The organism is Acetobacter sp. UBA5411, from assembly GCF_002409645.1.
Taxonomy (GTDB): Bacteria; Pseudomonadota; Alphaproteobacteria; order Acetobacterales; family Acetobacteraceae; genus Acetobacter.
On sequence record NZ_DHNR01000007.1, the window covers coordinates 44,235 to 59,473 of the forward strand.

Sequence of the window (15,239 nt, forward strand, 5' to 3'; positions counted from 1 at the left end):
TCGTAACCCGACATGATTTAATCCGGAGATTTAAGAGTTAAATGACTTCCTACACGTCACGTTGGACTATTGCAGACGCCCTCAAGGTACACGCTGACGATCCGACTACAACCATGCCCGTGATTGCCCAGAACTTCCCGACAATGGATGAGTCGGTGATGATCTGGGACACGGGTGCACTTCGCAACATTCACGGCCAGACCGTCACATTTAAGGGGTGGCACGTTATCTGGTCTCTCGCGGTCGACAAGATCGACCTGAACAATGATGACATTTATGACGAATGGCATTCCCGCAACGACCGCGCCTATATCGGTTACTGGTATTCCCGCACAGGTAATGGCGCTGACTGGCAGTGGGGCGGCCGTCTTCTGAACACCTCCGCCGATCTCCGCCCGCATGAATGGTCCGGTGGACTGGTCATGCGCGAAGGCACGGGCAATGTCGTTGACATGTTCTATACATCCGAAGCGGACTCCCCGATCAACCAGTCCGTTCCATCCGTTTCCACCGGTCAGATCTTCGCCGATGCAAACGGTGTCTGGTTCGGAGGTTTCAAGACCACAACAGAAATGTTCTCGGCAGATGGCATTCACAACGCCAATTCCCAGCAGGACGAATATTTTGACTTCCGCGACCCGCATCCGTTCGTAAATCCGGCCGATGGCCGCGTCTATTGCCTCTATGAAAGCAATGTCGCCGGTATGCGCGGTGAGTTTACAATTGGCAGCGAGGAACAGGGCGTTCTGCCTCCCGGTTTTGCTGTCGATGCCGGCGCACAGTATGGCGCTGCCTCCATCGGCATCGCGGTGCTGGATGACGGCGCATACAAGAGCGGCGACTTTTCAACCGCACGCTGGACACAGCTTGACCCGCTGGTCACGGCTCTGGGCGTGAATGATCAGATGGAACGGCCGCACATCGTGTTCCGTGACAACCTGACGTATCTGTTCACGATCAGCCATCACAGCACCTACAGCGGTGGTCTGTCCGGTCCGGACGGTGTTTACGGCTTTGTTTCCGAAAACGGTCTTTTCGGTCCCTACAAGCCGCTGAACTCTTCCGGTCTGGTTCTGGGTAACCCGTCCAGCGCGCCTTACGAAACCTATTCCCACTTTGTGGACCCGGATGGTTACGTGCAGGCGTTCATCGACACACTCCCGGCCCCGGGTGAAGATCCCAACAACCCGGAAAACTTCCGGATTGGTGCGACCCTTTCACCAACTGTGAAGATCGAACTCGACGGTGACCGCACCTTCCTGTCGGAAGTTCATGGTTATGGTCAGGTCTATGCACAGACCGCGTGGCCGGTAGGCAATGCGTGGGATCATCGTCCGGCCACGGTCTGATCTTTCAGCATCATTACAGCGGGTCATGATTCCGTGATCTGACTGTGTTTTTCATAAGAACCGGAGACCGGCGTTGCCCAGCAGCGCCGGTTTTCTGGCGTTTATTGAATCCTGACGACGTGTTTCCCGCTGGTCGCTACATCACGCCCCTCACAGGAACCGGTTCCTCATTGCGGAAAAAACCTCTATCGTGCTGCGCCGTCGGCGTGGGGCCGACCACCGGAGCCGCAAGAACCCCGGACTTCATTTCCCAGGATCAAAACCTATGTCCTTCATTGCCGACCGCCTGAACAAGATCAGCCCGAGCCAGACCATTGCCATCTCGGCAAAAGCGCGCGCTCTCAAGGCGGAAGGTCGGGACATTATCAGCCTTTCCGCAGGCGAGCCTGATTTCGACACGCCCGCCAGCATCAAGGCAGCGGCCATCAAGGCGATCGAAACCGGCCAGACGAAATACACGGACGTCGCGGGCACCCCTGCCCTCCGCGCCGCCGTCGCCGAGCGCTTCCGTCTGGATTCCGGGCTGGACTACAAGCCCGAGGAAATCATCGTTTCCACCGGCGGCAAGCAGGTGATCTACAACGCCATGGTCGCCACCATCAATAAAGGTGACGAGGCGATCATTCCGGCTCCGTGCTGGGTGTCCTATCCCGACATCGTGGCGCTGGCTGACGGTATCCCCGTGATCGTTCCGTGTCGTGCGGAGAACGGCTTCAAACTGACCGCCGAAGATCTGGAAGCAGCCATCACACCGAAGACCAAATGGTTCTTCCTGAACTCGCCCTGCAATCCGACGGGTGCGACCTATTCGGCTGAAGATCTGCGTCCCCTGTGCGACGTGCTGCTGAAGCACCCGCATGTCTGGGTTTTCACTGACGATATCTACGACAAGCTGGTCTATGACGGCTTCAAGCCCGCGACCATCGTACAGGTGGAACCGCGTCTGCGTGATCGCACCGTCACCATGAACGGCGTGTCCAAAGCCTACGCCATGACCGGCTGGCGCATCGGTTTTTCCGGCGCACCGCTGGAACTGACCAAAGCGATGAACAAGCTACAGGGACAATCCACGTCCAACCCCTGCTCCATCGCACAGGCAGCGGCGCTTGAGGCTGTCAGCGGCCCGCAGGATTTCATCGCCACGATGTGCGAGACCTATCGCGAGCGCCGTGATCTGGTTGTGTCGATGCTCAATCAGGCTTCCGGCATCACCTGCGGTCGTCCGGAAGGCGCGTTTTATGTCTTCCCGTCGATGAGCGGCTGCCTCGGCAAGCGCACCCAGAAGGGCGTGATCATCGACAGGGACGAAGCGTTTGTGACGGCCCTGCTCGACGAAGAAGGTGTCGCCGCCGTGCATGGTTCTGCGTTCATGTTCGCCGGACATTTCCGTGTGTCCTATGCGACGGATACAGAAAGCCTGCGTGAAGCCTGCACCCGCATCCAGCGCTTCTGTGCCAGCCTGAGCTAAAGGGAGACAGGCTCGCCATGACCGTTACCACCACCGGGCCAACGCTCGCCCATCGTCTTGAAGGACTTCCCGCTCCCGCGACCATCGAAATGGCGCGACGGGCCAGAGAACTGAGAGCCGAGGGACACGAAGTCATTTCGCTGGCGCTCGGCGAGCCTGATTTTCCGACGCCGGCCGTTGCGATTGAAGCAGCGCATCAGGCAGCGCTTGCAGGCAAGACGAAATATCCGCCAGTGGACGGCACACCGGAACTGAAGGCAGCCGTCGCCCGCAAGTTCAGCCGTGAAAACGGTCTGGACTTTGCTGCCGACGAGTTGATGGTCTCAAACGGCGGCAAGCAGGTGATCTTCAACGCCTTCATGGCGACGATCAATCCCGGTGACGAGGTGGTCGTACCTGCCCCTTACTGGGTGAGCTATCCCCTGATCGCCAGAATGTTCGGGGGCGTGCCGGTCCATCCGGTCTGCGATGAGGCAGATGGCTTCAGCCTGAAACCCGAACGCCTCGCCGCAGTCATGACGCCACGTACCAAATGGCTGGTGCTGAATTTTCCGAACAATCCGACAGGCGGGCTGTGTTCGGAAAACGACCTGCGCGGCATTGCCGAAGTTCTTCGTGCTTATCCGAATGTCTGGATTCTCTCTGACGAGATCTATGAACATCTCGTCTTCGACAATAATCGTTTCACTTCTTTCGCTGCGATTGCGCCGGATCTGAAAGACCGCATCGTCACCATGAATGGTGTCGCCAAGGCTTACGCCATGACCGGCTGGCGCGTGGGTTATGCTGGCGGTCCCAAGCGTCTGATCGCCGCGATGCGCAGCGTCCAGAGCAACGCGACATCAGGCGTCTGCACAGTCGCGCAGGCCGCAGCAGCGGCGGCGCTGGACAGCCCGCCAGACCTGATCCGGGACATGGTCGCGACCTACGAGCGTCGCCGTAATCTGATGGTTGCCGCATTGCGCAATATTCCCGGTCTGACCTGCGCCAATCCTGCGGGCGCTTTCTATGTCTATCCTGGTATTGCCGGATGCCTTGGTCGCGTCACAGCCGGAGGGAGCAGACTGAACACGGATACCGATTTTGCCATGGCGTTACTGGAAGAGGCTCATGTCGCTACCGTACCGGGCAGCGCGTTCGGGCTTGCGCCTTATCTGCGGCTGTCCTGTGCAACAGCGGATGCAGCGTTGAAAGAGGCATCCGCCCGTATAGAAGGATTTATCCGCACGTTGAAATAACGGCTGATGCCGTGCGGGATAGGTAGACGGTCCGTTTTCAGGATGTCGATGTGCCAAACGGGCGTTTGCCTACCCCGATAGTTATCCGAAGAATAGAATCCGGACCATAAATCAGGCGGCGGGAAGAAGCTCCAACTCGTCAGACTTCTGCTGAAGAGGTGGAGGCTGCCAATGTCCTTGATCAATATTGGCGATTTCCCGATCGATATCGCCAATGACCTGTCGCGAAAACGGGCCGAGATGCAGATAAAGCGCACTTGTCATGATCACATAGGGCAACGCTTTTGGATTATGCAGGGCGCAGTCAAGCAACATGCGCCAGAACTGTCGTCCGGTTCCCGGTCCGGCACGATGAATCCGGAATAGCAGACGAACGAAGCTGCGAAGATCACCGCGTATCATCCGGTGAGCACGCTTGCGACCGAGCATCCGGCCCAGCCTGCGAACACGATCGAAATAAGCAGCCGGTTCGTAAATTGCCTTTAGCACCGTCCTGTAATCATCCAGAACATCACGACGTGGCCGTTTAGTCTCGAAGTTCAACCCTGCGGTACACTGATCCCCGGATTGAGGCTGTCGGTCGTCTGAGAAGAGCCGCCCTTCATCCAGCAGACGACGCGTGAGCTGGGTCGTTGGCAGCGCATAAAGCAGGCCGACCATGCAGACCGGGATCGCCGTGTCTTCGATACAGTCGATCATGCCAGCCGCAACGCTGCCCTTCTCACTGTCAAAACCGACAATGAAGCCAGCATTTACGAAAATTCCGGCTCTGTGAATCGTGGCGATGCTCTGTTGCAGACTGCGGCGGGTATTCTGCTTTTTCTGCGTCATGACCAAAGTGTCTGTGTCGGGACTCTCGATCCCGACGAACACGGCGAAGAAATTGCTTTCGGCCAGATCATCCAGCAGTTCGGGATCATCAGCGAGGTTGATTGATGCTTCGGTCGAGAACTCGAACGGAAAACGTTTGTCGTCCTGCCAGCGTTTCAGGTCGGGCAGAAATTTCCTCAGCGCCTTCTTGTTGCCGATCAGGTTATCATCGACGAAATCGACATGTCCGCGATAACCGAGCGCGTACAGGGCATTCAGTTCGGCCAGAACCTGTTCATTCGTCTTGGTGCGCGGCACTCTGCCATACAGTTCGATGATGTCACAGAATTCGCAGTTGAACGGGCACCCGCGCGAGAACTGAACCCCGACATGCAGATACTGATCCAGCTTCAGCAAATCAAAACGCGGTAACGGACTCAGGGTCACATCCGTCTTGCCCATGGGAGCCTTGAAAACGCCGCGCCTGAGACCATTCCGCCATGCCATAATGAAGTCGGCCATAATCTCCTCGGCTTCTCCGAGAACCTGAAAATTCGCTGCGGCATAGATATCCGGGCTGGATGTAACATCCGGGCCGCCGACCACCACCGGTTTTCCAGCAATGCGGCATCTCTCAATAATCTGCACGGCGTCGTTTCGCTGGGGAAGCATCCCGCCGGTCATCACCATGTCGGCCCAGGCGAAATCCGCATCCGTCAGGAGCTCAGTATTGCGATTGGTCAGTCTGATCTCCCAATTTTTCGGGAGCAATGCCGCGACGGTGATCAGCCCAAGCGGTGCTGCCGGATAGCGGGCACCAGCCAGATCACAGGCTTCCTTGTAGTTCCAGAATGAACCGGCGTTAAAAAGCGGAAAGATCATCAGGACCTTGCAGCTGTCAGTCATCACGGAAAGATCCTTTGATAAACAGCTGATCACGCTCAAAGCAGGAGATTACTCTTTTTGAGCGAAAGCGCGCCGGACCGCGAAACGGCCTCATTCAGTTTTAAGAAATTTGGTATGCCGCGAGCGCCTTTTATCGGCGTCGGCTCAGGAAGTCCGAACGGCAACATCCTGACAAAAGGTCAGTCACATGACCCTCTGCTCAAGGGAATAATCTTTTATAAGCCCAATATTCCGAGATGGCGATAGAGCAACGACAACGGCGCTACTCTCTATGTCCCGTGGACGCGCCAATGTAATCAGCACTGCTCACGTTGCTCGTAACGGTCCAACAAGGTCTATTGCCCCCCCTTCTCCTGACGAGTTGTCAGCAACATATGTCCTGAGAAAATATCCTCGTTATTTCAACTTGCGGTGGACAAAATGTGACCGAAGACGACGAAGCGCTGACACGGCAGGCTTCGGCAGATAATCCCGGATCGCCATCTGTAACCGTCGATCCGCGGGCAGACCCGGTCGCCGCAGATAATGTGTGCTTTCGAACTGTCGTTCAAACACATGTAGGTCATGTTTGTAAAAATACGTAATCAAAGCGCGTCGTGATCCGGTGGTCAGCGGGTGCGGATAACCGTGAAGCGCGATTTCTGACTGTTCCATGATCAGCGTGCGACCGAACAGGGGAGCAACCTGAACCTCCGGCCGACAGGCAAAAGCGTCCCAGAGTTCCAGTTCTCCCCCATCTCCTTCCTGCCATCCTTCGTTGAGGTAGGTAATCACCACCAATGCATTGCGCAGTTTGGTATCCGGATGCTTCTGAAAATCGACGTGAATTTCAAAATGTCCATCATGGCGGGCTTCATGAAGGCCGCCACCATATAGCGTCAGGTCAGGCTGAAGGCCGGAAAGGCCGGTCAGCGTTTCAAGAAAAGAAACAAAGGCGGCGGAATGGAGGGTCTCGAAATAAGCCAGCATCGCAGGCGGCATATCTTCAAGGCTATTCAGAATTTTCTTGCTCTGCAGGCGCGTATAATGCGGTTCCCACGCCTCATGCCGGATATGCGGACTTTCCTTCAGAACGGCTGACAGATGGGCTGGATCAAACAGGCGATCCATCACAAGATGCGGATAAGGCCGGGCTGATCGAAACTTTTGCGCATATGCAGCAGTCAAAGCCGGGTCAGGAGGAGTCCACAGACTGTTCCTGATCTTGCTGCACTCTGCTGCGGATAAAATCGTATTCATGTACGCCCGCCTCTCGGCCTTATCATTTCTGCACGGGCTTTCCTTCAGAGACGAACATCCCGTCCTGACCGGCAGCACCACAAATATTTTTTAGACAACAGATATTAAAAGAGAACGTAAACGATCGTATCAATTGTCACTAAAAATCAGGATGGACGGCAGGCCCTCATCCATGCACGATTACACCATGACCCAAAGCTTCGCATCCCTGTCTTTTCCTCGCCCAACGGAAGCCAGCCTCGCTGATGGTTTCGGTTCTGTCGCTGTCCTGCTCGATAAAAATGACCTTAAGGGCGCTCTATCGAGCTTCGACCGTGAACGCCGCACCTTTGAAAGCTGGGCGGCGCTTGTCTATCTACGTTTTGCTCAGGATACGACAAGCGAAGAAGCAAAGCAGGATCGCGATTACGCGGATCGCCTGACTCCCAAGGCGACGGCGCATGAAGTCACTCTGAAAAAGCGTTTCCTCTCTGACCAGTTCCATGACGCGACAGTCGCCATTGTCGGTCCGCACGTCATCGCCCTCTGGAAAAGCGACGTTACGACATTCGACCCACGGATCGAGAGCGCACTCGAAGAAGAAGCGCGTCTGACAAGCGAGTACACTGCCCTGCTCGCCTCGGCCCGAATCGAAATCGAAGGACAGACGGTCAACCTGTCCGGCCTTGCGCCCTGGATGGAGCACCCTGACCGCGCCATACGCCACGCCGCCGAGCAGGCTAGATGGGCGTTCTTTGCCGAACATGGAGAGACACTCGACACACTCTTCGGACGACTGGTCGAACTGCGCACGGATATGGCCCGCACGCTTGGCTTCGAGACCTATACGCCGCTTGGCTACCGTCGCCTGCGCCGCGTCGATTACAGCCCGGAAGAAGTCGCCCGTTTCCGCGAGGAAGTCGTCACGCACGTCACACCACTGGTCGCGTCGCTGCTGGAACAGCGTCGAGAAGAGATGGGCTGGCCCACCCTGCATTACTGGGACGAGAGCTTTGTAGACCCCAGAGGCAATCCGAAGCCCGCCGGCGACTATGACCTGCTCATCGAGCGCGCCCAGACCATGTTCGACCGCATGTCAGGCGATCTCGGACCGTTCTTCAAGAGCATGGTGTCGGGTGGTTACGTCGATCTCAAGAACCGGGACGGCAAGGCAGGCGGTGGTTTCTGCACCGCCTTCCCCGATGTCGGGATGCCGTTCATTTTCGCCAACTTCAACGGCACGCATGGCGATATCAATGTCTTCACGCATGAAATGGGACACGCCTATCAGAACTGGCGCAGCCGCGACCTGCCGACCATCGACGAATTGTGGCCAACCATGGAAGCGGCGGAAATCGACTCCATGGGGCTGGAATTCCTGACATGGCCGCACATGGAACTGATGGTTGAGGAGGGCGCTGCCGACCGTTTCCGCCGGATGCATCTGATCGGGTCGCTGAGCTTTCTGCCCTATGGCGTGTGCGTCGATCACTTCCAGCATGAAGTGTACGCCAATCCCACCATGACAGCACAGGAGCGTCACGAAACATGGCGGCGTCTGGAACGCCATTACATGCCGTGGCGTGATTATGGCGACCTCTCCTATCCAGCGCACGGCGGACGCTGGCAGGCGCAGGGGCATATCTACCGCAACCCGTTCTATTACATCGACTATACGCTGGCTCTCTGCTGCGCGATGCAACTCTGGCTTCAGTCCCGGCGCGATGAACCGGCGGCGATGAAAGCCTATGAAGGGCTGTGCGCGCAGGGAGGATCAGCGCCATTCACCGGACTGATCGCCAAGGCCGGACTTGTTTCACCGTTCGCTTCCGGCGTGCTGGCCGACGTTGTTCAGGAAGCGGCTGATTTTCTGGAAAACGGTCCGCGTTAAGGCTCCAAACCTTCGGCACCTGCGTTAGATCAAACGCCTGACGCAGGGCCTCACAGTTTTCAGCCTGCGCCTTTCTCAAGCTTATCCAGCTTGACGGTCAGATGCCCCACCTTGGGGTGATCGATTTCCGTCCGTACCGGCACCGGTCCATACCCATCCACATTGATGAACCACACCGTCCCGCCGTGAGGCTCACGCAAGGCTTTCGCCTGATGTCCCTTGATGAAGCCTGCGGTCTGATATCCGGAAAATTCGCAGCGCATCGCCGGAACCTTCCGGTCCTGAAAGACGTCCGGTTTCATGTCCTGTCCCGTTGTCTTCAGCGTGAAATGTGACACCCTGATTCCATCGAACACGTCATATGTGCCATCACAATGACCTGTCTTCCGCACCGTCAGAATGACCTTCGCCATGGTGCTCAGGATATCGGTTCCACGTTGCCGCAGTTCATCCGGAACCGGCTCACGGTCTGTCTCTTTCGGCTCCTGCAAGGTGACGACAGGCTGGCCATGCTGATAATCCAGAACAACGTGACGCTGGGCCGATCGGCTCAGACCCTGACTGTCATAGCGAGACGGCACCACGACATCGTTCTGAATGGCACCGGTCGCGACAGACTGGATACGCAGTCTGGTGAAGATACTGAGCAGCCCTTCGGCCCGTGCCTGCATGGTAACGTTATAATGCGTCTGTTCGAGCAGAAAGCTGGTCTCCAGCTTCATCACCGGGAGCCAGTGCGTATAAATCGTGTATTTGATGTGGATCGCGCTGTTAGCAGCGGGAGAACTGGCTTGCGATGCCTCCTGCGCATGCGCAGAGCCACCGACCAGAAAACACAGACAGCACGCAGGTAGCAGCAATCGTCTCGCCGTCATCCTGTTGCGCAGGAAAAGGCTGCCGGTTCGGGGATGATTGTCGCTCAAACTGTTCACCGAGTGCTGTGATGGAAAACTTTCCTTTACATAAAACCAGAATCTTTCATTCGCCAAGTCCGCCCCAGCGTCCACGGTATCCCAGCCGCCCTGACAGGGTCTGGGCAATCGAGACCACAAGCCGTCCCATCACCTCTGCCTGTTTCAGGGTATCTTTCGGTTTGGGCTGACTGATCCCCAAGCCCGCAACGACATTCCCGGCAAGATCATGGACCGGTGCGGCAAAGCACCAGACGCCCACCTGTACCTGCTCGTCATCCACCGCATATCCGCGACGCCGCACCCCGGCGATCTCATCCATCACGGCGACAGGAGCGGAGGCGCCCGTCGTGGTTGGAGGGGCAGGCCAAGATGACATCGGGTAAAGCGTGAGCCATTTTCTCAGTGCGGCTCCCTCCATCGCCCCAAGCTGGGCCATGCCCGTCGCGGTGTACATGGCAGGCAGACGAAGCCCTACATTGTAGTGGATGCCAAAACCCTTCTCGTTTGCTCGGCTGGCGACATACACGACATCCTCGCCTTCCAGCGTGCTCAGACTGACGGTGTAAGCGCCGAGTTCCGGCCTTTCACCAATCAGCTGATGAAACGCATTCAGGAGATCCTGTCTGGGACTGACCTGCACCGCCCAGTCGAGCAATCTGGAACCAAGTCGGAAACCGCCTCCCCCCGATCCTCCTGTAGCTTCCAGAAGCCCCAGTTCGGCCATCACCGTCACCAGCCCATGCGCCGAACTGCGGGGAAGATCGAGGAGACGGGCTATTGCTGCGGCATTGGGGGGCGTATCCTGCGTGCTGACAAGATCCAGAATTTTCACTGCACGCCTAAGAGCCGGAACCGACTCACTCTCTTTCATCATTATCACCCATGAGTGTCCTTGACGTCGCTCTCAAGAATCGGATATATCCGAGATACGGGATCGTGTTCAATATAATGAACAACAAAAACCAGAACACGGTCTCGTCTAATACGCTGATAGAAGACTGCAAAAGCAGCTGTCTCCCCTGATATAGATCAGCCGATTTCAGACAAAAGAGCGATCATCTCCTCCCCGTCCCGCTTGCAGTCCTGCATGCTGACCGGAGACGTCAGGCGGTCCGTCCAGCCCATCAGACTCTGAAGCCCCCCCTCTGCGGGCAAGGCTCCAATAGTTTCGCTATGCCCACAACAGGAAGATATATCCTGCACGCGCCAGCACCCTTCCTTCAGCAATCATGATTGAAACTGACGAAAGAGCGCTACCCGTCGGGCTTATCCGATTTCGATACCGATCTGCTTGACGTCATGGAACGACAGATCCGGGTTCATCTCCTCAGTGCGGCGCATCATGAAGCCCGAACTGGCCAGGAACACCGGATCGCCATCCAGATCATCCGCCATCGACGAACGGTTCGTCAGCATGAACGTCTCAAGTTTCGTCCGGTCACCCGTCACCCAGCGCGCCAGTGAGAATGGTGTGGAATCGAACCCGATGGCCACGCCATATTCGCCTTTCAGGCGCTCCTGAAGCACGTCCAACTGAAGGGTTCCCACGACACCGACGATAGGCTGTGCCCCATCCTGTGGCCTGAAGAGCTGCACGACACCCTCTTCCGCCAGTTCGGTCAGAGCCTGCCGCAGCTTCTTGGCCTTCATCGCATCATCGAGCCGCACGCGCCGCAGGATTTCCGGTGCGAAATACGGAACGCCGGTAAAGCGGATGGACTCACCTTCCGTCAGCGTGTCGCCGATGCGCAGGGTGCCATGGTTGGGAATACCCACCACATCGCCGGCAAAGGCTTCCTCGGCAAGCTGACGATCACGGGCGAAGAAGAACTGCGGCGTATGCAGCACAAAGCTCTTGCCCGTCCGCGTATTCAGCAGCCGCATCCCGCGGGTCAGTCTGCCTGAACAGACACGGGCGAAGGCGATGCGATCCCGGTGATTCGGGTCCATGTTCGCCTGAATCTTGAATACGAGCGCCGTCATCTGCGCCTCGTCCGACGTGACCGTGCGACTTTCAGTGTTCTGGGCACGCGGTGCAGGCCCGAAGGCGACCAGCGCATCCAGCAGATCCGTAACGCCAATCTCTTTCATGGCGCTACCGAAGAACACCGGTGTCAGATGCCCCTCATCGAACGACTCACGGTCGAATTCCGGAAGAGCGGCTTCCACGAGTTCAAGCTCCTCCCGCACCTGCACCATGCGCGGATCGCTTTCCTCGACAGGCACCGTCGTGTGAATCTCGCCATTTCTGATGTCATACGTGCCGATAAAGGTCGCGGCCCGACCGATCGGCCATGTCAATGGGGTCGTATCAAGCGCCAGCGAGGAAGAAATTTCGTCCAGTATTTCGAACGGATCACGCGACTCACGATCCATCTTGTTGATGAACGTGACGATGGGAATGTCGCGGAGACGGCAGATCTCGAACAGCTTGCGTGTCCGGTCCTCAATACCCTTGGCGGCGTCAATCACCATCACGGCGGAATCAACAGCGGTCAGCGTCCGGTAAGTGTCTTCCGAGAAGTCTTCATGGCCCGGTGTGTCCAGCAGGTTGAAAACACAGCCACCATATTCAAAGGTCATCACGGACGTGACGACAGAAATGCCACGATCACGCTCGATGCCCATCCAGTCAGAACGGGTCCGACGCCTCTCACCTTTTGCCCTGACGTTCCCCGCCATCTGGATGGCGCCGCCCGCTCGCAGTATCCGCTCTGTCAGCGTCGTTTTACCGGCGTCAGGATGGGAAATAATAGCAAAGGTACGTCGCCGACTGATGGCTCCGGCAAGAGAAGACAGGGGCGCGGGGCCGTCATTGATGTCTGTCATGGCGAGAGAGGCTCTGAACTGGGGGAGAAAAAACAGGAACGCCGGACAGAGAGTGTCTCCGCCCGGCGTCTGAAAAAGCACCTGGCCCGCAAGAGCCAGAGCGTCCTGAAATCAGCGAGAGTAGAACTCGACCACCAGGTTCGGTTCCATCTGCACCGGATATGGCACATCGGACAGCTTCGGAGCGCGCAGGAACGAGCCCTTCATCTGGCGGTGGTCCACTTCCATGTATTCCGGAACATCGCGCTCGCCGCTCTGCGAGGCATCCAGAACAGCGGCAAGCTGCTTGGACTTTTCGCGAACTTCGATCACGTCACCTTCGCGAACGAGGTAGGACGGGATGTTCACTTTCTTGCCGTTAACCAGCACATGACCGTGGTTCACGAACTGACGTGCAGCAAACGGCGTTACTGCGAACTTCAGACGGTAAACAACGGCATCCAGACGACGCTCCAGCAGACCGATCAGGTTCTCGGAGGTATCGCCCTTACGACGAACAGCCTCTTCGTAGTATTTACGGAACTGCTTCTCGCTGATGTTACCGTAGTAACCCTTCAGCTTCTGCTTCGCCATCAGCTGGACGGAGAAGTCGGAAGGCTTGCCCTTACGACGCTGACCGTGCTGACCCGGACCGTATTCCCGCTTGTTGACCGGCGACTTGGCACGGCCCCACAGGTTTACGCCAAGGCGGCGGTTAATCTTGTACTTGCTCTCAAGGCGCTTGCTCATGGGCGCGCTCTACTTTCATAAAACAGCCACACCCGACATTGCGGTCTGATATGGCTTGTGACGCCGATAGTCCCCAGTCCGGAACAGACTGAAGCGGGCGCGTCCCGTATTACTGACCCGGGGGAGCATACACCCCATCGGCCAGCCGGTCCGTCCACTTTCCCGGCAATGGAGTGCGGCCTAAGTGAAAACAGCTTCATTGTCAATCAGATTGCCGTTTTCCTCAGGATCATCTCGGATTTTACCCGAAACACATCTCTCAATAACGATCTGTGCTACTGATCCCGCCTGACTGGCAGGGAGACGTATCATGGAGTTGAGGCAGCTACGATACTTCGTGGCCGTTGCCGAACACGGCAGCTTCACCAAGGCGGCACTGGCCATCGGCATGGAACAGCCCCCTTTAAGTCAGCAGATCAAACAGTTTGAACGCGCTCTTGGCGTGACCTTATTTCATCGCCTCACACGCGGCGTGGAACTGACCGATATCGGAGCCGCCCTGATCGGACAGGCAAAAGCCATCCTTGCGATGGAAGAGGATTTTCTCGGCTTTGCACAAGGTCTCGCCCGCGGTGAGCGGGGCCATCTCCGGGTGGGACTGGCCGGAGCAGTCTCGCTTCTCCCGATTATCCCCCAGACCATCCGACGTTTTCGTGAAGCGTGGCCAGAAGTTGTCGTTTCGTTCGAGGAGAGCAACACCCCGGCCCTGTCCGAGGCACTGCATGACCGTCGCGTTGATGTGGCGATCGTGCGCCCTCCTGTAACAGATGACCGCGAACTGGCTGTCTATCCGCTGCTTGACGAGCCGACCGTGGCCGCCCTCCCAAGTGGCCATGCCTATGAAGGCAGCGGCGCCATTCGACTGGAAATGCTCGCACATGAACCGCTGATCATTTTTCCCAGAGAGTTGGGGCCGGGTTTTCATGACGCCATTCTGTCTGCCTGCCAGCACGCCGGTTTTACGCCCCGCATGGGTCAGCAGGCTCCACAGATTGCGGCTACAGTTCCTCTGGTCGCTGCTGGGTTGGGTGTTTCAGTCGTGCCCCAGTCCCTTTCCCAGATTCACGCAGGTGGCGTCACGTTCCATCGCATTGAGGAACCCGCTCCAAGCGCCACTCTGGCCATTGCCGTGCTGAAAGGACGTCCGGCTCCTCTTGTCGGACGATTCATCGCTGCGCTGAAAGATGCCTGTGGCGAGTGGGTGGAGCGCAGCCAGAAAATCGAGTAATTGCCAGAAGCAATCCTGGGTAAAACTTTACCAAACCCTTATTGGGTAACGACATTTATTCCCGGATAACTATTTATAAATACTTCAATGCCATCCTTCCTTCATCGCGAAACACGCAATGAAAAGGGCTTAAAATGGCAGGGTTAGGTATCAGACTTGAAGCCGGCGACCGGATGATCCTCAACGGAGCAGGCATCCACTTTCTCACAGCCGCACAGATCAGACTGACAAACCGGGCGAATTTTCTGTTTGGACGTCAGTTCATGCCACCGGAAGAAGCCACGAGCCCGGCACGCCTCATCTATTACGCGTTGCAGACAGCCTATGTCGGCACGCCGGAAGAAAAAATGGCGGCTCTTGCCGAAGCGACATATCACATCACCACCTTCATGCAGGAAACCACGTCCGTATCGGCGCGACTGATTCTCAGCGAAGCCATGAAGGCCGCTTCTGAAGGTAATTTTTATCAGGCGCTGAAAATCGCCCGCAGAATCATCCGCCATGAAGACGCGGTGATCGGCCATGCAAGCGCATCAGCAGGTGGCCTGAACGAATCAGAAGGCAATTAACTCAAAATTAGGATTTTTATAATTTTATAGAACCACTGCAAAAAATGCAGTAAACCAAATGGAGAAAATCCACATGTCACTTTCGATCAA

Annotated in this window: 13 protein-coding genes; 6 read left to right on the forward strand and 7 right to left on the reverse strand. The window is 56.9% G+C overall.

What is annotated here, in order from left to right; genetic code table 11:
* Positions 1-41: 41 nt before the first annotated feature.
* The 3 genes from B3759_RS02840 to B3759_RS02850 all read left to right on the forward strand — a co-directional run bounded on the left by B3759_RS02840 (position 42) and on the right by B3759_RS02850 (position 4,055).
* Positions 42-1,349 carry a glycoside hydrolase family 68 protein gene (locus B3759_RS02840; RefSeq protein WP_291363434.1) on the forward strand — a complete coding sequence of 436 codons (1,308 nt, stop codon included), beginning with the start codon at positions 42-44 and terminating at the stop codon, positions 1,347-1,349.
* Between the two features lie 265 nt (positions 1,350-1,614).
* Positions 1,615-2,817, forward strand: coding sequence for a pyridoxal phosphate-dependent aminotransferase (locus tag B3759_RS02845; RefSeq protein ID WP_010666436.1), 1,203 nt, complete (start codon positions 1,615-1,617; stop codon positions 2,815-2,817).
* Between the two features lie 17 nt (positions 2,818-2,834).
* Positions 2,835-4,055: a pyridoxal phosphate-dependent aminotransferase gene (locus tag B3759_RS02850; RefSeq protein WP_291363437.1), complete on the forward strand. Its 1,221-nt coding sequence runs from the start codon at positions 2,835-2,837 to the stop codon at positions 4,053-4,055.
* Between the two features lie 111 nt (positions 4,056-4,166).
* Here B3759_RS02850 and B3759_RS02855 read toward each other — a convergent pair whose 3' ends face one another.
* The gene (locus tag B3759_RS02855) at positions 4,167-5,771 is read right to left on the reverse strand and encodes a B12-binding domain-containing radical SAM protein (protein WP_291363439.1); all 1,605 of its coding nucleotides are present in this window, start codon (positions 5,769-5,771) and stop codon (positions 4,167-4,169) included.
* A gap of 396 nt (positions 5,772-6,167) precedes the next feature.
* Positions 6,168-7,010: a 2OG-Fe(II) oxygenase gene (locus B3759_RS02860; protein WP_291363441.1), complete on the reverse strand. Its 843-nt coding sequence runs from the start codon at positions 7,008-7,010 to the stop codon at positions 6,168-6,170.
* Between the two features lie 187 nt (positions 7,011-7,197).
* Between B3759_RS02860 and B3759_RS02865 the strand changes: the two genes are divergently transcribed.
* Complete coding sequence (locus B3759_RS02865) at positions 7,198-8,880, forward strand: M3 family oligoendopeptidase (protein ID WP_291363492.1); 1,683 nt, start codon at positions 7,198-7,200, stop codon at positions 8,878-8,880.
* 59 nt (positions 8,881-8,939) lie between these two features.
* On the opposite strand, the gene B3759_RS02870 is transcribed toward B3759_RS02865, so the two are convergent.
* The 5 genes from B3759_RS02870 to rpsD all read right to left on the reverse strand — a co-directional run bounded on the left by B3759_RS02870 (position 8,940) and on the right by rpsD (position 13,352).
* Positions 8,940-9,803, reverse strand: a complete 864-nt coding sequence (locus tag B3759_RS02870) for a DUF3108 domain-containing protein (RefSeq protein WP_291363443.1) — start codon at positions 9,801-9,803, stop codon at positions 8,940-8,942.
* A gap of 55 nt (positions 9,804-9,858) precedes the next feature.
* Positions 9,859-10,668 (reverse strand): IclR family transcriptional regulator, encoded by an 810-nt coding sequence (locus B3759_RS02875; protein ID WP_291363445.1) that lies wholly within the window; start codon positions 10,666-10,668, stop codon positions 9,859-9,861.
* Between the two features lie 155 nt (positions 10,669-10,823).
* Positions 10,824-10,997: a hypothetical protein gene (locus tag B3759_RS02880; protein ID WP_291363447.1), complete on the reverse strand. Its 174-nt coding sequence runs from the start codon at positions 10,995-10,997 to the stop codon at positions 10,824-10,826.
* Between the two features lie 63 nt (positions 10,998-11,060).
* Entirely contained in the window at positions 11,061-12,623 is a 1,563-nt protein-coding gene (locus B3759_RS02885; RefSeq protein ID WP_291363449.1) for a peptide chain release factor 3, read from the reverse strand.
* 111 nt (positions 12,624-12,734) lie between these two features.
* Complete coding sequence (gene rpsD, locus B3759_RS02890) at positions 12,735-13,352, reverse strand: 30S ribosomal protein S4 (protein ID WP_010666343.1); 618 nt, start codon at positions 13,350-13,352, stop codon at positions 12,735-12,737.
* A 310-nt stretch (positions 13,353-13,662) separates the two neighbouring features.
* On the opposite strand from rpsD, the gene B3759_RS02895 reads away from it, so the two are divergent.
* Both B3759_RS02895 and B3759_RS02900 read left to right on the forward strand, forming a co-directional pair.
* Positions 13,663-14,580 carry a LysR family transcriptional regulator gene (locus B3759_RS02895; RefSeq protein ID WP_026199944.1) on the forward strand — a complete coding sequence of 306 codons (918 nt, stop codon included), beginning with the start codon at positions 13,663-13,665 and terminating at the stop codon, positions 14,578-14,580.
* Between the two features lie 134 nt (positions 14,581-14,714).
* Positions 14,715-15,149: a flagellar biosynthesis repressor FlbT gene (locus tag B3759_RS02900; protein ID WP_291363452.1), complete on the forward strand. Its 435-nt coding sequence runs from the start codon at positions 14,715-14,717 to the stop codon at positions 15,147-15,149.
* Positions 15,150-15,239 lie beyond the last annotated feature (90 nt).